The organism is Flavobacterium endoglycinae, assembly GCF_017352115.1.
GTDB classification, from domain to species: domain Bacteria; phylum Bacteroidota; class Bacteroidia; order Flavobacteriales; family Flavobacteriaceae; genus Flavobacterium; species Flavobacterium endoglycinae.
On sequence record NZ_CP071448.1, the window covers coordinates 2,820,938 to 2,846,840 of the forward strand.

Consider the following 25,903-nt stretch of genomic DNA (forward strand, 5'->3'; position numbering starts at 1 on the left):
GCTGCATGAAAACTTACACTTAATCAATATAAAAAAACCGTAACTAACTTAATTTAAATCAACTCTTATTTAGTATGAAAAGCAAATATTGTATTAAAACACTGCTTCCGTTTTGCACGGCTTTGTTTTTTAGCTTATTTATGATACAGTCGGGTTTTGCACAGGCACAATCCCAATCTGTAAGTGGAACTGTAACATCGGCTGTTGACGGAATGGGCGTTCCAGGAGCTACTGTTGCAGTAGAAGGATCAAAAAACGGTGCCGCAACCGATTTTGATGGAAATTATAAAATAGAAGCCAAAACCGGCGACGTGCTTGTGTTTACTTTTATTGGATTTAAAACACAGAGAGTAACTGTAGGAACTCAAAAAACAATCAATGTTACTTTACAAGAAGAAACCGCAGAACTTAAAGAAATTGTAGTAATTGGATATGGAACTCAGAAGAAAAAGGTAAATACAGCTGCCACTTCATTAGTATCTGGAAAAGATATCCAGCAGGTTGCCAGCCTTGATGTTGTCAATGCTTTACAAGGTCAGGCTTCAGGGGTTTCTGTAACTTCTTCTTCAGGACAGCCGGGTGCTAATATGGTGGTAAACATTCGTGGTGCCGGTACAGCAGGAAACAGCGATCCCTTGTATGTAGTCGATGGAGTTGTGGTTGATAACGGTATCGGATATCTTGATCCTTCGATTATTGAAAGGGTTGACGTTTTAAAAGATGCTTCGGCGGCTTCTATTTACGGTGCGAGAGCGGCAAACGGAGTTATTTTGGTAACAACCAAAAAAGGAAAAGACGGAAAAATGAATGTTTCTTTTAATTCCTATACAGGTTTTCAGCAAGTTGCTAAAAAACTGGATTTAATGAATACGCAGGAATATACAACTATTATGAACGAAGCCCGCGTTAATTCAGGATATACTCCATTATATACGAAAGCGCAAATTGCTGCATTTCCTAACCACGACTGGCAGGACGATTTGTTTAATGAAGGTGCGATCAAACAAAATCACTCTCTTTTAATTTCTGGCGGTGATAAAAAATCAACCATTGCAACTGGATTATCGTACTACGGACAAGAAGGTATGATTGGCGGTGTGGCCAATCAATCACAATACGATCGTGTTACTTTTAGTGTGAACTCAACTTCAGAAGTAATTGAAAATCATTTAAAAATTGGTGAAAACTTCACATTCGCAAACACAAAAAGCAGCGGAATTGCCGATGACGGAATTTACAGCAACGGTATAAGAAGCTTCTTGAACGCCGCTCCAATTGATGCTGCGTATGATGCAAACGGAGATTTTGCGCATTCTGTTATTTCAGCAGATATCAGCAATCCAGTGGGATCATTATATTACAACAACTTCAATCAAACGAAAAACAACCGTTATGTAGGGAACATTTTTGCAGAATTAAAATTCTTAAAAGACTTTACCTATAGAACTAGTTTTGGTGTTGATATGACAGATAGTAATTATCGTTCTTTCAGACCGGTTTATTCACTTTCTTCAAATGATAATAATACTGTTTCGAGCGTAACACAAAGCGCAACGAAATCAATGGGATGGATTTTTGAGAATACACTTCAATACAAAGTAACCATCGCCAATTCTCATAATATTGATGTTTTGGTAGGAACATCGGCTAAAAAAAATACAGCTGATTATATGGAAGGTCAAGGAAGAAACTTAATCTTCGACGATTTTAAACACGCTTATTTAGATAACGCAAAAGATCCTACTTCAAATGTGGTAAAAGGAAATCGTAGAGATTACGCAATTCAGTCTTATTTTGGACGTTTGCTTTACGACTACAACAATAAATATTTATTCTCTGCTACAATTCGTCGTGACGGTTCTTCAGAATTTGGTCCGGATAATAAATATGCAATTTTCCCATCGTTCTCTGCAGGATGGAATTTAGACAAAGAAGCTTTCTTTACAGAAAACAAAGTTTTAAATACATTCAAATTAAGAGCAAGCTGGGGACAAAATGGTAACGACCAGTTTGCGAGAAGATTTGCTTATATGTCAACAGTAAACTCTACCGATAAAACATATCATTTTGGTACTGGAGACGAGACACTTTTGGTAGGTTCAAGCCCAGATCAGCTCGCGAATCGTGACTTAAAATGGGAAACTTCAGAACAGTTAGACTTAGGTTTTGATGCTACTTTATTTACCAATTTTACTTTAACTTTTGATTACTACGATAAGAAAACAAAAGACTGGTTAGTGTTGGCTTCGATTCCAGCATATGCCGGAGCAACTGCACCGTATATCAACGGAGGTGACGTAAGCAACAAAGGTTTTGAGATTGGTTTAGGATACCGCACACATTTTGGAAAAGACTGGAATTTTGGTATCAACGCCAACCTTTCACGTAACCAGAATAAAGTACTTAGAATCGCTAACAACGAAGGAATTATTCACGGAGAAAGTAACGTTTTATTTCAAGGTTTAGATGAGATGAACCGTGTTGAGGTTGGAAAACCAATGGGTTATTTCTACGGATTAAAAACCGACGGAATTTTCCAAAATGCTGCCGAAGTTGCTGCAGGAGTTCAGCCAAATGCACAACCTGGAGACGTTCGTTTTGTGGATTTGAATGGTGATGGAAAAATTGACGCTAATGATAAAACGCAGGTTGGTAATCCAAATCCGGATATTAATTACGGGGTTAATTTAGAATTATCGTACAAAGCTTTTGACTTGTCGATTAATACATACGGTATTGCAGGCGGACAAAACGTATTCGGAATCCACGATTACACACGTGCTTACACCAATAACACAACTGATGTTTTAAACAGATGGACATCTGAAGGAACTTCAAACAGAATTCCAAGAGTAACATACGGAACTGATGCCAACGGAAACTACACGAAATTCTCTGATTTATACATTCAGAATTCAGATTTCTTTAGAATTAAAAATGCAACTATCGGATGTGATTTGACAAAACTAACAAACAAGTTAAGCTTCTTCACAAAATTCAGATTGTATGTTGCCGGAAATAACATTTACACATTTACGAAGTACAAAGGAATGGATCCTGAAATTGGTTTCGGAAACGTAAATCAGTCTTGGGCTAAAGGAATCGATGTTGGATATTATCCACAGCCAAGAACCTATATGATGGGGTTAAATGTTAACTTTTAAATTATGAAAACCATGAAAAGATATATAAAATTATTTGCCCTTTCAAGCGTACTTGTTTTAGGTGCTTGTTCGGAGGATTTTTTGGAAAATGAACCATATACAGATAAAGTAACCGAGAATTTTTATAAAACACCATCTGATGCTTTTGAAGGATTGGTAGCAGTTTATGATGTATTACAGCGTGAAGCATATGGCGGGCCTTTGTTAATTAGCGAGCAGGCTTCTGATGACTGTTTTGGAGGTTATGGTATTGCCGATGCCCAGACAGATATTGAATGGGATCGTTTTCTCTATGTGTCCGATAAAGACATGAATAAAGATGTTTGGTCAAATGCCTATTTAGGAATTTACAGAGCCAATGTTTTATTAGAAAATCTTGACCGTGTAAACTGGGGTTCAACTCCTGAATTAAAAACGCGTTACGAAGCAGAAGCTCGTTTTTTACGAGCGCACTTTCATTTTACAGCAGCTAAAATGTTTGGAGATATTATCCCTCTTGATCATACTGTAACTACAAGCGAGTTCGAATTGCCAAGACAATCACCAGAAGTTACCTACGCATTAATTGCAAACGATTTAAAATTTGCAGCTGATAATTTAGGACCAGAGAATTATTCTCAAAACGGAAATGCAAATTATGGTCGTATTACAAAATGGGCAGCAGAAGCATATTTAGCAAGAACATTTTTATTCTATACAGGCGTTTACAACAAAACAGATTTAGCTGGAGTAGTTACAAAACCTCAAGTAATTACTTATATCAATGATGCTGTAAACAACAGTGGTCATGCATTAGTTCCAGATTTTGCAAACCTTTGGCTGGCGGCTTCTTTTGAAACTTTTGCCGGAGAAGACAATACCGAAATGGTTTGGGCTGTACGTTTTAACGGTTCAGGAAAAGGAAACTGGGATTTACACGAAGGAAACCGTTTTCAAGTTAACATCGCACCTCGTGGTGGTGCAATTGGAAAATATGCAACAGGATGGGGAGGAGCAACAGTAAACCCAAAATTGGTTGGAGAATACAGCGCTACCGATACCAGAAAAGCCGCTTCATTTATTGATTATGCAGGTGAAGGTTTAAACTTTAATGCCGAAGCCAGAGAACAACGTCAGTACACCGGATATTCATGGAAAAAATACTGCCCAATTACCAACGCTGCTGGTGTAAGTGTAGTAGAAGCAAACGGAGGGAATTTCCAAATAGACAACTATCAAGATTATGCCATCATTCGTTTTGCAGATGTATTGTTAATGGCAGCCGAATTGAATTTAGAATCAAATCCAGCTTTAGCACAAACCGATTTAAACAGAGTTCGTGACCGTGCATTTAAAAACACAACGAACCGTGTAACTGCAACGCTGGATAACATTATGAAAGAACGTCAATTAGAATTGGCACTTGAAGGGCTGCGTTACTTCGATTTATTGAGACAAGGAATGGCAAAAACAAAAGCCGCAATTGATAACACAACAGGAGGTTCTCAATTTGCAGTAACCTTTAGAACAGAAACGCAAGGATGGTTTCCATTACCGCAGTCTCAAATAATACTTTCAAATGGCTCGATTACTCAAAATCCGGGTTGGAATTAATTTTAAAACAAAATAATTATGAAACGTCTATTATATATATTGATCGCGGCAGTAACAATTGGCTCACTTTTGTTTTCATGCGAACCGGTTGAAGATCGTGAAAGCCTGCCAGCCGTAAACCTTACACCTGAAACGATTAAGTTTTCGGTAACCCAGAATACGGCAAACAAAAACGAAATTATTTTAAAGAATAATGATGCTACCGTAATTCCGTATTGGAAATATGTAGATGCAAGTGGTAATGAATTAGGACATTCTAATAAAAGCGATGATAAAATCACATTTCCGTTTGCTGGAAAATATACCATTTATTATACCGCTTACGTTAGAGGAGGTTCTGTAGATGCTGCGCCTGTAACCGTTGATGTACCCGAAAATGATGAAACATTCTTCAGCGATCCAAGATGGGAAATGCTGACCAATGGCGCCGCAGGAAAAACATGGGTTTTAGATTTTATCGACCCAGTTGGTTGGTCTGGTTTAGACTATCCTGGAACAACAGGCGACAACTGGAACTGGTTTCCAGATTACGCGAGCAACTCTTGGGTTATGCCAAATAAAAACTGGGGAGAAATGCAATTTAACTTAAATGGAGGATACAATACAAAAGTAATTCAGACTGCTCAAACATCGAATGCACAAACCACAAAAGCCGGAACCTTTAGTCTTGATTTGACCAACAACAGACTGATTTTTAACAATGGAGTTGAAATGCAGTATGGAGGAGATTATCACCCTGACTGCAGTAACTGGACAAATGTAAAATTGGTTCAACTTACTTCCACCTCATTACGTTTGGGAGTAAAACGTGATCAGAGTAGAACAGGAGAAGGAGTTTGTCTGATTGTTTTCCATTTCAAACCAAAACCGTAATTAGTTAGTTTTTGAAGTCTCAGTTGTAAAAACATTTTTATAATGTTCTTTATGACTGAGACTTAAATAATTTAGCTCCAGAAATAGAAGCGTTGTTTTTTATTTCTATCTTCAATTTTCCAAATAAAAAAAGTACCAATGCAGATCAAAAACAAATTAATAAGCCGTTATGTATTAGCACTCGCTGGAATCATTTTTTTGAATTCCTGTACTAAAAAGCAAGATGCATTTGTAAACCGAAAAGTTTCTTTTAATGCAGATTGGAGTTTTCATCTTAATGATAGTTTGGTTGATAAAGATACAATCGGAACCTCCACAAAATGGAGAACTTTAGATGTTCCTCACGATTGGAGCATCGAAGGAAAATTTGACGAAAAAAGTCCTGCCGGTTATGGAGGAGGATCTCTTAGCGGAGGTTTAAGCTGGTACAAAAAAACATTTAAAGTCGCTGCAGAAGACAGCACAAAAATAACTTCAATCACTTTTGATGGCGTTTACCGAAATAGCGAAGTCTGGGTAAACGGCCATTATTTAGGAAAACGTCCAAACGGATATATTGGTTTTCAATATCAAATTTCTCCTTACTTACATTACGGAGACAAAAACAACGAAATAATTGTTAAGGTTGACAATTCAAAACAGCCCAATTCACGCTGGTATTCAGGTTCAGGAATTTTTAGAAATGTTTGGATCGAAACAACAGACAAACTTCACGTTGGACAATGGGGAACGTACATTACAACTCCAAAAGTTACGGCTGAAAAAGCTTCGGTAAATATTGAAACGCGAGTTCAGAATGATCATTTAGCTTCAAAAAAAGCAAAAATTGTAACGACTATTTATAAAGAAGATTCAAAAGTAACGTCATCTTCAAGAGAAATAACTCTTACTAAAAAAAGCAGCATATTACTCAATGAAAGGTTAGAAGTTGAAAATCCAATTTTATGGTCAGATGAAAAACCAGAATTGTACACAGCAGTTACCGAAATTTTAGTTGACGATAAAATCATTGATCAATACAAAACCACTTTCGGAATCAGAGATTTTAAATTCGATTTGAATAAAGGTTTTATTTTGAATGGAAAGCAAGTCAAAATAAAAGGCGTTTGTATGCACCACGATTTAGGTCCGTTAGGATCAGCCATCAATACACGAGCCATTGAACGCCAATTGGAAATCCTGAAAGAAATGGGCGTAAACGGAATCAGAACTTCTCACAATCCTCCCGCTCCAGAACTATTGGATCTTTGCGACAAAATGGGCTTCATTGTAATGGATGAAGCTTTTGATATGTGGAAAACAAATAAGACAAAATACGATTATGCTAATGATTGGGACAAATGGCACAAACAAGATTTAATCGATCAATTGCGTCGCGATAGAAATCATCCAAGTATTTTTATTTGGAGTATCGGAAACGAAATTCCAGATCAATGGAGTGAAACCGGAGTAAAAATTGCAAAAGAATTGGCAGCAATAGTACGTTTAAATGACAAAACGCGTCCGCTTACTGCAGCGATGAATCCGCCAGTCAATATGAATATGAACGAGGTAACGTTGCAATTTGAGAAGAAAAATGTTCAAATTAATCCAATTGCCGCTTCTGGAGTTTTAGATTTAATAGGATACAATTATGCGCATCAAACCTATTCGCATCATCAGGAAAATTTCCCTAAAACACCTTTCATCGCAACCGAAACCACTTCAGGTTTGCAGACAAGAGGATATTACGACGCTGTTTCAGACACAATCAAAAAATGGCCAGTAAGATGGGATCTTAAATTTACAGAAGGAAATCCTGGAAACACCGTTTCGTCCTACGATCAAGTGCAGGCGCCTTGGGGATCAACGCACGAAGCTACTTGGAAAGTGGTGAAAAAATACGATTTTCTTTCTGGAATGTACATTTGGACAGGTTTTGATTATATCGGAGAACCAACACCGTACGAATGGCCATCGGTAAGTTCTTATTTCGGAATTGTCGATTTAGCCGGTTTCCCGAAAGATGTGTATTATATGTACCAAAGCGAATGGACAACTAAAGATGTTCTTCACATTTTTCCGAATTGGAACTGGAAAGCGGGACAAACCGTTGACATTTGGGCTTATTACAATAATGCAGATGAGGTTGAACTTTTCGTAAACGGAAAATCAGTTGGAAAAAGAGCTAAAAAAGGAGATGATTTACATGTGATGTGGAGAATTCCTTTTGAGGCAGGAACATTAAAAGTAATTTCTCGCAAAGGCGGAAAAGTGGTTTTAGAAAAAGAAATCAAAACGGCTGGAAATCCTTCACAATTAAAACTAACTGCCGATAGAAGTACCATCAAAGCAGACAAAACTGATTTGTCTTTTGTAACCGTAGATATTTTGGATGCGAACGGAATTTTAGCCCCAAATGCAAACAATGAAATCAACTTCTCATTAAAAGGAAACGGAAAAATTGTAGGTGTTTGCAGCGGCGATCCAGTAAGCCATGAATCTTACAAAGGAACAAAACATACTGCTTTGGCAGGAAAATGTTTGGTGATTGTTCAATCGGGAGATAAATCTGGAAGATTAGAATTGACCGCTAAAGCGAATGGACTAAAACAAGCCACAATCGTAATTACAGCAGAATAATATACCACGTTCCTGCAAGGTTTCCAAAACCTTGTAGGTATAAATAATATTTTGAATAAATAAAAAACAATACCTACGAGGTTTTGAAAACCTCGCAGGAAAACTAACATCTAGAATTAATGAAAAACTCACAACTAACCAAATTGTTTTCAGCTTTTATGCTTGGATTTGTTTTGACGCCAAAAGCTTCAGCACAAATTCAAAACGCAGATGTATTGAACGCACCAATCGATATCAGTAAAGATTTTCAGAACTATCTGAACACTTTTTATTTCGCAGACGAACTAGCTTCTTTTGATCCTGCAACAGGAAAAGGAACGATTAAATATTTGAGATACAATTATAAAACACGTCAGGCTTTCAACAACATGATGATGAAACCGGATGTGGAAAAAGCAAACGAATTCCCAACAACAGAATATGCAGAATCTCCTGTATTGCCATTCGAAATTCAGTTTGTTTCAGACAGAACCCTTCGTATCAAAGCGACTTCTAGACCACAATTTAATCCGCAGGCAACATCTTTAATGTTGGTTGACGGATTGGCGCCGAATCATCCAGAATTATGGAAATATTCAAAAATTGAAGGCGGTCACAGTTATACAAGCAAACACGGAAAAGTTGAAATTTTGACAAAACCTTGGCACGTAAAAATCTACGATGAAAAAGGAAAACTGCTAACAAGCACGCTTCACGATACTGATTTTAAAAACACCTATACGCCAACGCTTCCGTTTTCTTATGTTCGCAGAAACAGCGACTATTCAAGAAGTATGGGCGCTGCGTTCAGTTTAGAACCAGACGAAAAAATATTTGGTTGCGGAGAATCATTCACACAATTCAACAAACGCGGTTCAAAAGTAGTTTTATGGGCAGATGATGCAAACGGAATCCAAAATGAAACCATGTACAAACCAATTCCGTTTTACATGAGCAGTCGTGGATACGGAGTTTTCATACACCATTCAACACCAATTACAGTTGATTTCGGAAAATATTTTTCAAGTGCAAACGAAATGTACATTGGAGACGACGAAGCCGATTTGTTTTTCTTCATCGGAGAACCAAAAGATATTTTAGATCAATACACTAATTTGACTGGAAAAGCTGCAATGCCGCCACTTTGGTCATTTGGTTTCTGGATGAGCCGTATTACGTATTTCTCAGAAAAAGAAGGCCGTGACGTTGCCAGAGATTTGCGTAAATATAAAATCCCAACAGACGTAATTCACTTCGACACAGGTTGGTTTGATGTAGATTGGAGAAACAACTACGAGTTTGCAAAATCTCGTTTCCCAGATGCAACAAAAATGATGTCTGATTTGAAAAAAGACGGTTTCCAAGTTTGTCTTTGGCAATTGCCTTATTTTACTCCAAAGAACACTTTGTTCCCAGAAATTATGGATAAAAACTTGGCAGTAAGAGACAGAAAAGGAAATCTTCCGTATGAAGATGCGGTTTTAGATTTCTCAAATCCAGAAACGATTTCTTGGTACCAAGGAAAATTGAAAAAGTTATTTGACGAAGGAGTTGCCGTTTTCAAAGTAGATTTTGGAGAAGCAGCACCGCCAGACGGAATTTACCATTCAGGAAGAACAGGTTTCTATGAGCACAATTTATATCCTTTAAGATACAACAAAGCAGTTGCCGAAATCACGCAGAAAGAAAAAGGATATACTTTAATCTGGGCAAGAAGCACTTGGGCAGGAAGTCAGCGTTATCCGTTGCATTGGGGTGGAGATTCTGAAACTACAAACGGCGCAATGTCGGCAGAATTGCGCGGCGGACTTTCATTAGGATTAAGCGGATTCAGTTTCTGGAGTCACGATGTTGGAGGATTTGCAACTAAATCTCCTGAGAACATTTACAGAAGATGGACACCATTCGGAATGTTTACATCTCACGTAAGAAGCCACGGAGAGCCACCTCGCGAACCTTGGTTGTACAGCAAAGATTTCTTGGAAGGATTTAGAAAAGCAGATAATATGCGTTACGAATTAATGCCCTATATCTATGCTCAAGCAAAAGAAAGTTCTCAAAAAGGATTGCCAATGATGCGTGCATTATTTGTAGAATATCCAAACGATCCAGGAGCTTGGTTAGTGGATAATCAATATTTATTCGGATCAAGTATGTTGGTTGCACCGCTTTTTGAAGAAGTTGAAGAAAGAGACGTTTACCTTCCAGAAGGAACTTGGATTGATTATCAAACTAAAAAAGTCTACCAATCTGGCTGGCATAAAATCAAAGCGGGCGAAGTGCCAATCGTAGTTTTAGTAAAAGACGGAACGGCATTACCTCACATCGGTTTAGCACAATCGACAAAAGATATGGATTGGAGCAAACTGACCTTAAAAGTATTCGCTAGCGATAAAACAACTTCGGCTTCAGCCAAAGTTTATTTGCCAAACGGAGAGGCTGTACAAGAAATAAAAGTGACCAAAAACGGAAACAATTTTGATGTAACAACAAATCCATTAAACGGAAAAACCACTTTCAAAACCGAGTGGGCAAAATAAAAGATTGGCCACGAATTCACGAATTTAACTTATAATATTTGTGAATTCGTGGCGAAAAAATTACAACCAATTACACAAATTTCCGCCAATTAAAATTTGTGATAATTTGTGCAATTTGTGGCAAAAAAATAAACACATAGAAACATAGGTTTTTGTTGCTAATAAAAGGAATTAGAAAGAAACTAGTTTCTCACACATAGAAGCTATGTGAATTTAAGCAAGTGAAACGCCTTTTTTAAAGATTCCAATAAGCTATGATTCTATGTGTTAAAAAAATATCGCCAGCATTTAGGCAAAAAAACATAATACCCAAAAACATGAAAAACTATCTAATTCTCCCAGCCGTACTGTTTTCAATTGCAGTTGGATACTGTCAGAAAACTAAAAACGCCTACGAACTCGCATCGCCAAACGGACAAAATAAAATCAAATTTGAGTTGGTTAAAAACGCTCCAAAATACGCTGTTTCTCACGGAAAAACCGAAGTGATTTCTCCGTCAGAAATGGGATTTGTATTAAAAGGAAACGAAGACTTAAGCACCAACTTCGAAATCAAAGGAGCAAAAACTTCTACGTTTGATGAAACTTGGGTACAAGTTTGGGGAGAAAAGAAAAATATCAGAAATCATTACAATCAATTAGTAGTCGATTTACAGCAAAAAACAGGAAACAAAAGAAAATTGCAAATTCAGTTTCGTGCTTTTGACGACGGAGTGGCTTTTAGATATGTGTATCCAAAACAAAATGTAAAAGACAGTATTTTCATTATGGATGAAAAAACGACTTTCAACTTAAAAGAAGATGGAAAAGCGTGGTGGATTCCAGCAAACCGAGAAAACCGTGACGAATATTTGTTTAAAGATGCTCCAGTAAGTACGCTTGATACCGTTTTAACTCCCTTAACTATCGAAAGCAAAAGCGGATTGGCTTTAAGTTTCCACGAAGCAAACTTGTACGATTTTGCCAGTATGACTTTGGTCAACACAAAAGGAACAGAATTAAAATCAGATTTAGTGCCTTGGGCTGACGGAGTAAAAGTTCGCGTGAAAGATTCGTTTACTTCTTCTTGGAGAACGATTCAAATCGGAGAAAATCCAGGAGAATTAATTACTTCTTATTTGGTTTTAAACTTGAACGAACCAAACAAATTAAAGAATACAAACAGCTATTTCAAACCCTACAAATATTTAGGAATTTGGTGGGGAATGCACATTGGTAAATATACTTTCTGGGAAAGCGACAAACAAGGTGCAACTACAAAACATGCTGAAGAATATATCGATTTTACAGCAAAAGAAGGTTTTCACCATTTATTGATCGAAGGATGGAATAAAGGTTGGACACCAGGTTGGTACGAAAACCGTATGCACATGTTCAGCTTCACGAAAAGCGCTGACAATTTCGACTTAGAAAAAGTAGTGGAATACGGCAAGAAAAAGAACATCGAATTAATTGGATATCACGAAACAGGTTCCAACTTAATTAACTACTTAAAAGAAGTTGACGAAGGTTTTGCTTTATACAAAAAGCTAGGAATCCATACCGTAAAAATCGGTCACGTAGGTTCTAAATTAAACATGAAACAAATGCACTTTGGACAATTTGGAGTGAATTATTTCAGATACATTTTAGAAAAAACGGCACAATACGATTTAGCAGTTTTATACCACGAATCTATTAAAGATACAGGCGAAAGAAGAACCTATCCAAACATGGTTTCGAGAGAAGCAGCTCGCGGACAAGAGTATAACGCTTGGAGCGAAGGAAATCCGCCAAACCACTTGAGTATTATTCCATTTACAAGATTACTTTCAGGTCCAATGGATTTCACACCAGGAATTTTCGATGTTGAGGTTAAACAAGGTTACCCAGGAAAAAGAATTCAAGGAACAGTGGGGCAGCAGTTGGCATTGTATGTTACGATTTACTCTCCAATTCAAATGTTGGCCGATCTTCCTGAAAACTACGAAGGAAAACCAGCTTTACAATTCTTAAAAGACGTTCCGACCGATTGGGAAGACACAAAAATCTTAGAAGGAAAAATTGGCGAATACATCACAACAGCAAGAAAAGACAGAAACAGCGCCGATTGGTATTTAGGAACTTTGACAAACGAAAATCCTAGAAATGTAAATGTTTCATTGTCATTCTTAGATCCAAACGCAACTTACGAAGCGCAGATTTATGTGGATGCCGAAGGAACAGATCAAAAACACAATTCAGAAGCAGTGGCCATTTCTAAGAAAACAGTAAAATCTACAGATTCTCTAAAATTGAATTTAGGTGGAGCTGGCGGTGGAGCAGTGAGATTCAAGAAATTATAATTTGTAGAGACGCACTGCATTGCGTCTTTTTACGCAAAGTTAAACCCGACAGGTTTTAAAAACCTGTCGGGTTTGGTAACGGAAATAGATAAAGACAAAAAACCATTTTCAGATGAAAAAACTTTTACTACTAGCAGTTTTATTTAGTTCAATCCATTCGTTTGCACAAAATGAAAACCGAACGATAAAAGTCGATTTCAATAAAACGGCTGGCAAACTAAACACCATGTTCAAAGAATGCATTGGTGCAGGAAGAGCAAATGAAGGACTTCGTGCCGATTGGCAGCAGCAGTTGGCATTAGTAAAAAAAGAATGCGATTTTAAATACATTCGTTTTCATGGTTTATTGACAGATGATATGGCAGTTTACCGCGAAGACGAAAAAGGAAATCCAGAATACAATTACCAATACGTTGACGTTTTGTTTGATTTTATTGTAAGTCTGAAAATGAAACCTTTTGTTGAATTAGGTTTTATGCCGAATGCTTTGGCAAGCGGAAAAGAAACTATTTTTTGGTGGAAAGGAAATGTAACGCCTCCAAAAGATTATAAAAAATGGGAAGATTTAATCCGTAATCTGACAGCTCATTTCAAAGAACGCTATGGAGACGAAGAAGTTAAAACATGGTATTTTGAAGTGTGGAACGAGCCAAACTTAACGCCAGGATTTTGGACAGGAACTCAAGAAGAATATTATAAATTATACGATTATGCAGCTCGCGGTATAAAAGCCGTAAACCCAGCTTATAAAGTCGGCGGACCAGCAACGGCTGGAGCGGCTTGGGTTCCAGAAACAATTGCTTTTTGCACTAAAAATAATCTTCCGATCGATTTTATTTCGACACATGCTTACGGAGTAAAACATGGCTATTTGGACGAATTTGGAACTTCGGGAACGATATTGAGCAAAGATGAATTTAGTGTAAGCGGAGAAGTGATCAATTCACGCAAACAGATTGCAGAATCGGCAAAGCCAAATCTGGAACTGCATTATACAGAATGGAGTTCTTCATACACGCCAGCAGATCCCATTCATGACAGTTATCATTCGGCGGCGTATATTTTGCAGAAATTAAAACAAGTTGGGAACGCTGCAAACTCAATGTCGTATTGGGTTTTTACTGATATATTTGAAGAACCGGGGCCAAGATTTACGCCTTTTCACGGTGGTTTCGGATTATTGAATACGCAGGGAATTAAAAAACCAGCCTATTTCTCTTATTATTTACTGAATAAATTGGGAGAAACAGAACTTCAAAATTCTGATAAAACGTCTTGGACTTCAAAAAATGCTAAAGGCGATGTTCAGGTTTTATTGTGGGATTTTATGAATACACATCCGGGCGATAAAGAACTGAATCAGACGTATTACATTAAAGATCTTCCATCAAAAGAAAAAGGAAAAGTCAAAATTGAAGTCGACGGAATGAAGAAAGGAAAGTATTTATTGGAAATCTACAAAGTTGGTTATAAAGTAAACGATGTTTACGCGGATTATTTAGCGATGAACAAACCGAGTCAGCTAACTCGTGAACAGGTAAATAAATTAAAAGAGAAAAACAACGGAGCGCCAATTTCGACAGAAAAAATTACAATTAATGCAAAAGGAACTTTTAGCAGAGAATTCAAAATCAATGAAAATGATGTTGTAATGCTGAATTTGATTAAACAATAATCCATTGGGGAAACAAAATAAAATTTAATTTAAACACATAGAAACATAGATTTTTATTGCTTCTGATTAAGATTACAAAAAAAGCAAGCTTTAACACATAGTACTAATGTATTATATTCTAAGTGAAACGACTTTTGTAAGTTTCTCAAAACTATGTTTCTATGTGTTAAAAATAATTTTACACAATAGATTGAACAATAATTTTAGATAAAACCACAAACATAAAAGAATATTAACTGGGTTTAAAGACCTGCGTGAGGAATCAAATCTTTAAATTCAAAAACACCTAACTATCTATGAAAAACAAAATGATATACCTTTCGGCCGCTTTGGTTTTTGCATTTTTTGCTTCTTGTAAAAATGATGTGAAGACCACAGTTTCAAATTCGGTGCAGACCGAAGAATACGTTGGAAAAGAAATAGGAACAGAACATGATGCCGAAATCGACAAACTCATTTCGCAAATGACATTAGAAGAAAAAGTCGGAATGCTTCATGGTAACAGTATGTTTGCCAATTCAGGCGTAAAACGTTTAGGAATTCCAGAATTAAAAATGGCCGATGGTCCGTTAGGAGTTCGTGAAGAAATTTCGCGTGACAATTGGGCGCCAGCAGGATGGACAAACGATTTTGCAACGTATTATCCAGCGGGAGGTGCGTTGGCAGCAACGTGGAATGCTGAAATGGCACACACTTTCGGAACTAGTTTAGGAGAAGAATTGCGTGCAAGAGATAAAGACATGTTACTTTCACCAGCGATCAATATGGTAAGAACACCGCTTGGAGGAAGAACGTACGAATACATGTCAGAAGATCCATTTTTGAATAAAAAAATCGCAGTGCCATTGGTTGTTGGTTTACAGGAAAAAGATGTAATGGCGTGCGTGAAACATTATGCGGCAAACAATCAGGAAACCAATCGTGATTTTGTAGATGTGCAGATTGACGAGCGTACACTTCGCGAAATTTATCTTCCAGCTTTTGAAGCTACTGTAAAAGAAGCAAAAGCATACAGCATCATGGGAGCGTATAATAAATTTAGAGGTGAATATCTATGTGAAAACGATTATATGCTGAATAAAATTCTTCGTGACGAATGGGGATTTAAAGGTATTGTCGTTTCAGATTGGGCTGCGGTACATTCTACAGCAAAAACTTTGAAAAATGGTTTAGATATTGAAATGGGAACTCCAAAACCTTTCAACGAATTTTTCTTAGCAGATAAATTAATTGCAGCAGTAAAATCGGGTGAAGTTTCAGAAAAAGAAATTGATCTTCACATAAAACGTATTTTAAGAGTTTTATTCCAAGTAAAAGCAATGGGCGGAGGCGAGCGCGCTAAAGGAAGCATCGCAACAGAAGCACATTACCAAGATGCATACAAAATTGCAGCTGAAGCAATTGTATTGTTGAAAAATGAAAACAATGCATTGCCATTAAAATTAGACGGAGTAAAATCTATTGCGGTAATCGGAAACAACGCAACCAAGAAAAATGCTTTGGGCGGATTTGGAGCAGGAGTAAAAACAAAAAGAGAAGTTACGCCTCTTGAAGGGCTTAAAAACAGACTTCCTTCTTCAATCAAAATCAATTATGCAGAAGGATATCTAGAGCGTTATGACAAAAGGAATAGAGGAAATTTAGGAAATATTACGGCAAACGGTCCAGTTACAATCGATCAGTTGGATCCTGCAAAAGTAAAAGAAGCAGTTGAAGCAGCTAAGAATTCAGACGTAGCCATCATTTTTGCAGGTTCAAACCGTGATTACGAAACTGAAGCTTCTGATAGAAGAGATTTACATTTGCCTTTCGGACAAGAAGAATTAATCAAACAAGTTCTCGCGGTTAATCCAAAAACGATTGTAGTGATGGTGGCTGGCGCTCCATTTGATATTAATGAAATAAGCCAAAAGTCTTCAGCTTTAGTTTGGAGCTGGTTTAACGGTTCTGAAGGAGGAAATGCTTTGGCAGATGTGATTTTAGGAAAAGTAAATCCGTCAGGAAAATTGCCTTGGACAATGCCAAAACAGCTTAAAGATTCTCCTGCACACGCTACAAACAGTTTCCCTGGAGACAAAGCAGTAAATTATGCAGAAGGAATCTTAATCGGATACCGTTGGTTTGATACTAAAAATGTTGCGCCGTTATATCCTTTTGGTTACGGATTATCATATACGACTTTTGCTTTAGAAAATGCAAAAGCCAACCAAGATTCATTTGCTCAAAATGAGGTAATCGAAGTTTCGGTTGACGTTAAAAACACAGGAAAAGTTGATGGAAAAGAAGTGGTTCAGTTATATACTTCAAAACCGGATTCTAAAATTACTCGTGCTGCTCAAGAATTAAAAGGATTCAAAAAAGTGGATGTAAAATCTGGAAGTTCAGAAACAGTAACGATTAAAGTTCCTGTAAAAGAACTAGCATATTATGATGTTGCTGCTAAAAAATGGACAGTCGAGCCAGGAAAATATACTATTAAAATAGGAACTTCTTCAAGAGACATCAAAAAAGAAATTTCAGTAACAATTAAGTAGTCTTTTTAACCATATAAGTAATTTAAGTTCATTCAAACTTTGCGTCTAAGCATCTTTGCTATATTAATTTAAAGCTTGATTAAATGAACTTAAATTACTTAATATGGTTATTTTTTAAAAGCCTATTTGGTAAAACTTAAACCAAATGAAAAAAACAATCAAAGATTATCTCCTGAGTTTTATATTATGCTTTGCTTTTTTAGGCGTTTTAGCTTGCAGTTCAGATAAGGACAATACGCCAGTAAGTATAAAAATGCTGAGTGTCAACAAAGATAAAGTCGATTTTGACAGTAAAAAAAATACAATTGAAGTAACTGTTAATTCTAATGGAGTTGTTTGGACTTTGACTAATCCTGTTACTTGGATAAAAGTAAATCAGACTTCTGGACCTTCTGGAAGTACAGTTGTAAAAATAACGGCCTTAGAAAACACAACGAGTTCAGTACGAAATGTGGTGATTACACTATCAGGCAGCGAAGTTCCTTCTGCAACAATTTCAGTTTCTCAGGCTGCGGCTGTAGCGACAAGTTTATATCCGAATTATAATACTAATCCAATTGCAGCAGATGCTTCTGGAATGTCAAGTTCGGCAGTTGAATTGGCAGCAAAAATCAAATTAGGATGGAATATCGGAAATACTTTGGAAGCAACCGGAGGAGAAACCGCTTGGGGAAATCCAAAAGTGACCAAAGCATTAATCGATGCTGTAAAAGCAAACGGATTTAATGCCATTAGAATTCCATGTTCTTGGAATCAGAATTTAGAAAATGCAGCAACAGCAAAAATCAAAACTGATTGGTTAAATCGTGTGAAAGAAGTGGTACAATATTGTGTAGATAACGATATGTACGTTGTAGTAAACATTCACTGGGACGGCGGATGGCTGGAAAACAATATCAATGAAGCCAAAAAAGTAGAAAATAATGCCAAACAAAAAGCTTTTTGGGAACAAATCGCCACGCATTTACGCGGATTCGACGAACATTTGCTTTTTGCGAGTGTCAACGAACCAGCGGTTGAAGATGCAACGCAAATGGCAGTTTTAATGTCTTATCATCAAACTTTTATTGATGCCGTTCGTTCAACAGGAGGAAAAAATGCTAATCGAGTGTTAGTTGTTCAAGGTCCAACGACAGATATTGAAAAAACAAACAAATTAATGACTACATTGCCAACAGATAAGACGGCAAATAAAATGATGGTCGAAGTGCATTATTATTCTCCGTGGAATTTTGCTGGATTAACCAAAGACGAAACTTGGGGTAAAATGTTCTATTATTGGGGTTCAGGATTTCATTCTACAACCGATACCGAACGAAATGCAAATTGGGGCGAAGAAGCCGATTTAGAAAAGAATTTCAAATTGATGAAAACGCAGTTTGTCGATAAAGGAATTCCTGTTTTGTTAGGAGAATTTGGAGCAATCCGAAGAACCACTTTAACGGGAGACGCGCTGACTTTGCATTTAAATTCTAGAGCCTATTATTTAAAAACAGTGGTAAAAACTGCAAAAGCAAACGGTTTATTGCCGTTTTATTGGGACGAAGGAAGCTTAGGAAATAACGGTTTCGGAATCATAAACAGAACCAACAATACCGTCTTCGACACACAAGCTTTAAACGCATTAATCGACGGATTAAAGTAAAAAAATGTTATAAAACCATATAATTGATATAAGTAAATATAAATTCAATGAAAAGGATAATCTTAAATTTACTTATATCAATTATATGGTTCAAAAAAATAAAATTAGAATAAATGAAAAAGTTAATAGTTTTTATTTTATTGATAATTAGTGCAATATCTAGCGCTAATGTACGAATGCCTATACTTTTTTCTGACGGAATGGTGTTGCAAAGAGACAAGCAAATTCCGATTTGGGGTTTTGCCGATGCCAATGAAAGTATAGAAATTCATTTCAACAAACAAATTAAGAAAACAACAGCCGATAAAAACGGAAAATGGACGGTAAATTTAGCTGCCGAAAAAGCCGGCGGACCATTCGAATTGGTTGTAATCGGAAAAAATAAAATTACCATCAAAAATGTTTTGGTTGGAGAAGTTTGGATTTGCAGCGGACAATCGAATATGGAATTTCAAGTTTCCAAAACCATGAATGCTGAAAAAGAAATTGCAGACGCCAATTATTCAATGATTCGTCATTTTGGTATAGCGCAGGATTTAAGCGGAACCCCAAAAGAAGATTTAAAACAAGGGAAATGGGAAGAAGCTACCAAACAAAACGTAGGGAACTTTACAGCTGTCGGCTATTATTTCGCCAGAAAATTATATTCAGAATTAAAAATTCCAATCGGAATCATCAATACTTCTTGGGGCGGAACCAATGTAGAAACTTGGACAAGCCGTGAAGCGTTTCAAAATAGTCCTGATTTTAAATCAATGATTGCCGATGTTCCCGTGATGAACGTGGATTCAATTTCGAAACTGTACGCCCAAAAAATGAAAGAAAGAGTCGAAAAGATTCAAGGAACAGAAGTAAGTACTGCAAACGAAAATACATTTAAAGAACTTTCTTTCGAGGATAAAAATTGGGGCGATTTAAAAACACCGAGTTTATGGGAAAATCAACCGCTTGGCGATTTAGATGGTGTGGTTTGGATGCGTAAAACAATTACCTTAACCGCAGAAGATATTAAAAACAAAGCAATTTTAAGTCTAGCAAAAATCGATGACGAAGATGTTACCTATGTAAACGGAATTGAAGTGGGGCGAAATACACAATATGATTTAAAAAGAGTATACACAGTTCCAGACAATATTTTAAAAGAAGGAAAAAATGTAATTGCCGTTAGAATTGTAGATAACAGTGGAGGCGGAGGTATTTATGGAGAATCCCAAGATTTGAAATTAACAATAGGAACTAAAGTTATTCCGCTTGACGGAAATTGGAAATTTAGAGTTATTGTGGTCAAAACGGCATTATCGCCAAACAGTTATCCGTCGCTATTGTACAATGCCATGTTGAATCCTTTAGTTCCTTATGCGATTCAAGGTGTTCTGTGGTATCAAGGAGAGGCGAATGTTTGGAGAGCAAAACAATACAAAAAAGCTTTTCCATTATTGATTAATGATTGGAGAACCAAATTCAAACAAGGCAATTTTCCATTCTATTTTGTGCAATTATCAACTTTCGACGAATTTGGCGGCAACAGTCAAAAAGGAAGCCGTTGGGCAGAACTTCGCGAAGCACAATCTGAAACTTTGAAATTACCAAACACAGGAATGGCGGTTACAACTGACATTGGAAATGCAAAAGACATTCACCCAACCAACAAACAAGATATTGGTCTGCGTTTGGCAGCGATTGCAATGAACAATATTTACGGTAAAAAACAAGTTCACAGCGGACCAACGTATAAATTTCAGGAAATAAAAGGAAACCAAATTATCCTGACTTTCGATAACATCGGCAGCGGACTATCAACGCCAAATAGCGATGAATTAAAAGGATTTGAGATTGCAGGTGCAGACAAAGTTTTTCATTCCGCGAAAGCGATCATCAAAGACAACAAAATAATCGTTTCAAGTGATCAAGTTCAAAATCCAGTTGCCGTGCATTACGGTTGGGCAGACGACGATACGGCGATCAATCTTTTCAATAAAGAAAAATTCCCTGCATCACCATTCAGAACCGATAATTGGGAAATGATTACGGCAAACGAAATTTATAAAGTGAGTAAGTAGTGAAAAGTAGTTAGCAAATAGCTTTTTAACTAATACCAATATGTTCCGTTAGGAACAATTCGTCGGTAGCAACGGATGAAATCCATTGGTAAAAAAAATCGTGAAAATGTTCCGTTAGGAACATCTGGTCGGTAGCAACGGATGAAATCCGTTGGTTAAATAAACAAATTGCGAGAATGTTCCAGAGGAACATCTGATTATAACATTAAAATAAAACCCAATGCATTCAAGTTTCATCAAAAAAACATTTTTCATCTTACTTCTCACATTTTACGGAACAACCATTTCGGCACAATCCAAAAATGTTTTGTGGTACAAACAGCCCGCAGAATTCTTTGAAGAAAGTTTAGTTTTAGGAAACGGAAAAATGGGAGCAACGGTTTTTGGCGGCGTGAATTCAGATAAAATTTATTTGAATGATATTACACTTTGGTCGGGCGAACCCGTAAACGCCAATATGAGTCCGGAAGCTTATAAAAATATTCCCGCAATTCGCGATGCCTTAAAAAACGAAAATTATAAACTAGCAGAGGAACTGAACAAAAAAGTTCAAGGAAAAAACTCAGAATCGTATGCGCCTTTGGGAACATTAGAAGTCAACAATTCAGAGAAAGGAAAAGCGACCAATTATTACCGAGAATTGGATCTTGCCAACGCAACATCAAAAGTGACATATGAAATGGACGGCGTAAAATACACGCGCGAATATTTTGTTTCTGCTCCAGATCAAATCATGGTTATTAAATTGACAAGTAGTGAGAAAGGTGCTTTAAACTTCGACATTAGTTTAAAAAGTTTATTAAAATCGGAAGTTTCAGTTCGAAACAATGTTTTGGTAATGAACGGCACAGCGCCAATTCATGAAAATGCAGGATATAAAGTCCAAGAAAAATATTTACAGATTCCAGAAAGAGGAACAAGATTTACAACTTTACTGCAAGTCAAAAAAGTAGACGGACAGCTTACCAGTTCAAGAACAGCATTAACCATAAAAAATGCATCTGAAGTTTATATTTATGTTTCGGTGGCAACCAGTTTTAACGGCTTTGACAAAAATCCAGCTACCGAAGGTGTAGACGATGTATCAATTGCTTTGCAAAATCTTAATAAAGCGTATGCTAAACCATTCGACAAACTAAAGGAAAATCACATTGCCGATTATCAAAAATTCTTCAATCGTGTTGATTTGAATCTGGGTAAAACAACCGCTCCAGATTTACCAACAGACGAACGTTTATTGCGTTACGCAGACGGAAAAGAAGATAAAAATCTAGAAATTTTGTATTTCAATTTCGGGCGATATTTACTAATCAGTTCTTCACGAACTTTGGGTGTTCCTGCCAATTTACAAGGACTTTGGAATCCGTATGTGAATCCGCCTTGGAGCAGTAATTATACGATGAATATTAATCTGGAAGAAAATTATTGGCTGGCAGAAAACACCAATCTTTCAGAAATGCATCAGTCTCTTTTGAGTTTTATAAAAAACCTTTCGGTAAACGGAAAAATTACAGCAAAGACTTTTTATGGAGTAAATGAAGGTTGGGCAGCGGCGCATAATTCAGACATTTGGGCGATGACGAATCCCGTTGGACAATTTGGAAAAGAAGATCCAATGTGGGCATGCTGGCCAATGGCACAAGCATGGCTAAGCACACATATTTGGGAGCATTATACTTTTACTCAAGACCTAAATTACTTAAAAAAAGAAGGTTATCCGTTAATGAAAGGCGCGGCAGAATTTTGTTTGGGCTGGCTGGTAACCGATAAAAATGGAAATCTCATTACATCGCCATCCACTTCGCCAGAAAACCAATATAGATTAGCAGATGGTTTTGTTGGTGCAACAATGTATGGAGGAACTGCTGATTTAGCGATGATTCGTGAATGTTTTGATAAAACGATAAAAGCTTCAAAAGTGTTGAATACGGATGCTGCTTTCAGAGATAAATTAGAAAAAGCATTGGCTAAACTTCATCCGTATCAAATTGGCAAAAAAGGAAATCTACAGGAATGGTATTTTGATTGGGACGATAATGATCCAAAGCACCGTCATCAATCACATTTATTTGGGCTTTTTCCTGGCGATCATATCACGCCTTTGAAAACGCCAGATTTGGCAGAAGCTTCTAAGAAAACTTTAGAGATAAAAGGAGATGAAACCACCGGCTGGTCAAAAGGCTGGAGAATCAATCTTTGGGCAAGACTTTGGGACGGAAATCGCGCTTACAAAATGTACCGCGAATTATTGCGTTACGTTGATCCAGACGGAAAAAAAACAGACAAACCAAGAAGAGGTGGAGGAACGTATCCGAATTTATTCGACGCACATCCGCCATTTCAAATTGATGGAAATTTTGGAGGCGCTGCAGCCGTTGCAGAAATGTTAATTCAGTCAAACGAAAACGAAATCCGATTGCTTCCTGCTTTGCCAGATGCTTGGGAAGAAGGTTCTGCAAAAGGAATTTGCGCTAGAGGCGGTTTCGAAATTGAGATGGAATGGAGTAATAAAAAACCACAAAAAGTAATGGTTTCTTCAAAAAATGGAGGAAAAACGATTTTGATTTTCGGTGATAAAAAACAGGAAATCGTTTTGAAAAAAGGAGAGAAGAAAGAGGTTAATTTTTAATAATTATTGTCACCCTGAACGAAGTAAGGGCGCTCCAATTGGGACTGGGCTTCGACTCCGCTCAGCCTGACAAACGATAAAATAAATCCGACAGGTTTTTAAAACCTGTCGGGTTTTGTTTTCAAAATGAGCTCCAGCGGAGCGACATATTAGTTTGTGAATTTATGTCGCTCCGCTGGAGCTCTTTGAATTTAGATGATTTAAATTCTATAGATATTTCGCCTCTTTAAGGCTTTTAAAAAACAAATAATAATTATCCTTTCTCTGAATTTTCTTTTTCTTCAGGTTTCTGAGAATGCTCTTTTTTAAAACTTTCGTACCATTTTTCGATTGACGGATAAACAAAAGCCGCGACTTTTTTCACCGGATTGTAAAAAATAGATTTATCCAAAGTTTCTTGTTTGGCAAAAGTGTTGTTGAAATTGATTTTTTCGAACAAAGCAATAAAAATACTCAGAATCAGAATGGTTTTTAAGACTCTGAAAAATCCGCCACCTAACTTATTCATCCAGCCTAACATGGCAAAATCGGCAATTCCGGTTAGGATTTTGGCCAAGAAATAAACTCCAATGACAACCAGAATAAAAGTTAAGATAAAAGCCGTGATCTGAATATTAGTCGGATTCCAAGAAACATGTTTTGAAATCATTCCCGTCATTAAAGAAGAAAATTTAATCGCAAGATAAATGCCTAATAACAGCGAAATAAAAGAAGCAACTTCTACAAAAAGTCCGTTTTTAATGCCTTTGTATAAACTGTAACACAAAAGCGCACCGACGATAATATCAAAAAAACTCATGTTTTGGGTTTGGTGTTTAATGAGGCGCAAAGATAGATTTTTTTTTGAGGGACAAAGGTTTCAAAGTGGCAAAGGTTCAGAATTATAAAGCGGCAAAGGTTTATTTTGATTTACTTGAATATGTTTTAAACACATAGAATCATAGTTTTTTCTTTGTGAAAAGGCGTTTCACTTATTTTAGCAAATATAGCGATGTGTAAAACTTGTTTTTTTAAATTTTCTCTTCTTCATTTTTTTAAACTATGTTTCTACGTGTTTAAATTTTTTAATGTGTTTGCATTTGAACTATGTATCTTTGCAAATCTAATTTTAGAGTTAGATTGCGATTCTGAGCCTTCAGGATTATATTTTTTAATCCGCAATCTAAAATCTACAATCAAAAATCAAAAATTAAATGTCTAGAGATACACAATTAAAAGAGCGATGGGAAAAGCTCGTTGATATACTTTCCAATCAATTTTCGCAAGGCGAAGATTTAGATTTGGACTCTATAATTTACTTAATCGGAGTTCAGGAATATGGAAAAGTGCACCGTCAATACAAAAAAGATGAAAAACTAAATTTAATGCACATTGCAATCTGCCGATTGCTGGAACCATACGGATTTTACGAATTCGAATATTTTGATGAAGAAGGTTGGCCGCATTATAAAATAAAAGAACAATTGCCTTCGTTAAAAGCAGGTGAACAATCAGTTTTAATGAAAGAAGCGATTGTAAATTATTTTTTAGAAAGAAAACTTATTGAGTAGTTTTTTATAGTTTTCAGTCGCAGTCGCAGTTTGCAGTACTGAGACTGAAAACCGCGACTGAAAACGTGAAAAAATATGTGCAGATACGCAATGACAGCTTATAAACCTCATTACGCTTGTTTTAATTGTCGAAAGACATTTAAAAGAAGATTGATGGGAGATATAAAAAAAGGAGAAAAGTCGGTTTTTGAAGCCAAATGCCCCGAGTGTGGAGAATTAATGGCCAATATGGGATTGGATTTTGAATCGCCAAAAAAGGACGATTTAAAGAAATGGGAACATCTTAAAAGTCTGTATTCTGTTGGCATTACTTTTCATTCTTGCGGTTGCAGCGGACCAGGTTATATTCCGAATTCGAAAGAAAAACTAATTGAATATTTCGAAGAGATAAAAAAAACATATCTCAAGAATATGGAATTCTGGCGCAATAGAGTAGAGCCTTCTACCAAAAAAGAAAAAGAACAGGATTATAATAGAAACTGGTCTAAATTAGGAGAGATTTCTTCAAATTACAAAAAAGAAATAGTTACGAATCAAAAAGGACTGGATTATTGGCATCAAAAAATAAAAGAAATCGAAGAGAAAATAAATCTTATAAAATAATTACAGGTCAGCAAATAATAATCATTTAAAAATTAGCTGTGATTCGTTAAATAGGTTTGCAGAATTCTTAAAACTGTTGCTGTGACTGCGCACTTTAAACTAAAAAGACTAA

At 36.5% G+C, this 25,903-nt stretch carries 14 protein-coding genes; 13 read left to right on the forward strand and 1 reads right to left on the reverse strand.

Features of this window, described 5'->3' with window-relative positions; all coding sequences use genetic code 11:
• Positions 1–74: 74 nt before the first annotated feature.
• From J0383_RS12255 to J0383_RS12305, 11 genes are all read left to right on the forward strand, one after another.
• Positions 75–3,164, forward strand: coding sequence for a SusC/RagA family TonB-linked outer membrane protein (locus tag J0383_RS12255; RefSeq protein WP_207294333.1), 3,090 nt, complete (start codon positions 75–77; stop codon positions 3,162–3,164).
• A 12-nt stretch (positions 3,165–3,176) separates the two neighbouring features.
• The gene (locus J0383_RS12260) at positions 3,177–4,757 is read left to right on the forward strand and encodes a RagB/SusD family nutrient uptake outer membrane protein (protein WP_207294334.1); all 1,581 of its coding nucleotides are present in this window, start codon (positions 3,177–3,179) and stop codon (positions 4,755–4,757) included.
• 18 nt (positions 4,758–4,775) lie between these two features.
• Positions 4,776–5,630: a hypothetical protein gene (locus J0383_RS12265; RefSeq protein ID WP_207294335.1), complete on the forward strand. Its 855-nt coding sequence runs from the start codon at positions 4,776–4,778 to the stop codon at positions 5,628–5,630.
• Between the two features lie 138 nt (positions 5,631–5,768).
• A complete protein-coding gene (locus J0383_RS12270) occupies positions 5,769–8,252 on the forward strand; it encodes a glycoside hydrolase family 2 TIM barrel-domain containing protein (protein WP_207294336.1) in 2,484 nt (827 codons plus the stop codon).
• Between the two features lie 119 nt (positions 8,253–8,371).
• The gene (locus J0383_RS12275; RefSeq protein ID WP_207294337.1) at positions 8,372–10,771 is read left to right on the forward strand and encodes a glycoside hydrolase family 31 protein; all 2,400 of its coding nucleotides are present in this window, start codon (positions 8,372–8,374) and stop codon (positions 10,769–10,771) included.
• A 317-nt stretch (positions 10,772–11,088) separates the two neighbouring features.
• The gene (locus tag J0383_RS12280; RefSeq protein WP_207294338.1) at positions 11,089–13,095 is read left to right on the forward strand and encodes a glycoside hydrolase family 97 protein; all 2,007 of its coding nucleotides are present in this window, start codon (positions 11,089–11,091) and stop codon (positions 13,093–13,095) included.
• A gap of 112 nt (positions 13,096–13,207) precedes the next feature.
• Positions 13,208–14,770: a GH39 family glycosyl hydrolase gene (locus J0383_RS12285; RefSeq protein WP_207294339.1), complete on the forward strand. Its 1,563-nt coding sequence runs from the start codon at positions 13,208–13,210 to the stop codon at positions 14,768–14,770.
• Positions 14,771–15,066: 296 nt separating this feature from the next.
• A complete protein-coding gene (locus tag J0383_RS12290; protein WP_207294340.1) occupies positions 15,067–17,304 on the forward strand; it encodes a glycoside hydrolase family 3 C-terminal domain-containing protein in 2,238 nt (745 codons plus the stop codon).
• 145 nt (positions 17,305–17,449) lie between these two features.
• A complete protein-coding gene (locus J0383_RS12295) occupies positions 17,450–18,949 on the forward strand; it encodes a cellulase family glycosylhydrolase (protein ID WP_207294341.1) in 1,500 nt (499 codons plus the stop codon).
• Between the two features lie 113 nt (positions 18,950–19,062).
• On the forward strand, positions 19,063–21,009 hold the full coding sequence (locus J0383_RS12300) for a sialate O-acetylesterase (protein ID WP_207294342.1): 1,947 nt from the start codon (positions 19,063–19,065) through the stop codon (positions 21,007–21,009).
• A gap of 220 nt (positions 21,010–21,229) precedes the next feature.
• The gene (locus tag J0383_RS12305) at positions 21,230–23,638 is read left to right on the forward strand and encodes a glycoside hydrolase family 95 protein (protein ID WP_207294343.1); all 2,409 of its coding nucleotides are present in this window, start codon (positions 21,230–21,232) and stop codon (positions 23,636–23,638) included.
• Positions 23,639–23,891: 253 nt separating this feature from the next.
• Here the strand turns inward: J0383_RS12305 and J0383_RS12310 are convergent, their stop codons facing one another.
• Positions 23,892–24,437 (reverse strand): CvpA family protein, encoded by a 546-nt coding sequence (locus tag J0383_RS12310; protein ID WP_207294344.1) that lies wholly within the window; start codon positions 24,435–24,437, stop codon positions 23,892–23,894.
• A gap of 394 nt (positions 24,438–24,831) precedes the next feature.
• On the opposite strand from J0383_RS12310, the gene J0383_RS12315 reads away from it, so the two are divergent.
• Both J0383_RS12315 and J0383_RS12320 read left to right on the forward strand, forming a co-directional pair.
• Entirely contained in the window at positions 24,832–25,188 is a 357-nt protein-coding gene (locus tag J0383_RS12315) for a hypothetical protein (protein ID WP_207294345.1), read from the forward strand.
• A 153-nt stretch (positions 25,189–25,341) separates the two neighbouring features.
• Complete coding sequence (locus J0383_RS12320; protein ID WP_239023068.1) at positions 25,342–25,791, forward strand: hypothetical protein; 450 nt, start codon at positions 25,342–25,344, stop codon at positions 25,789–25,791.
• Positions 25,792–25,903 lie beyond the last annotated feature (112 nt).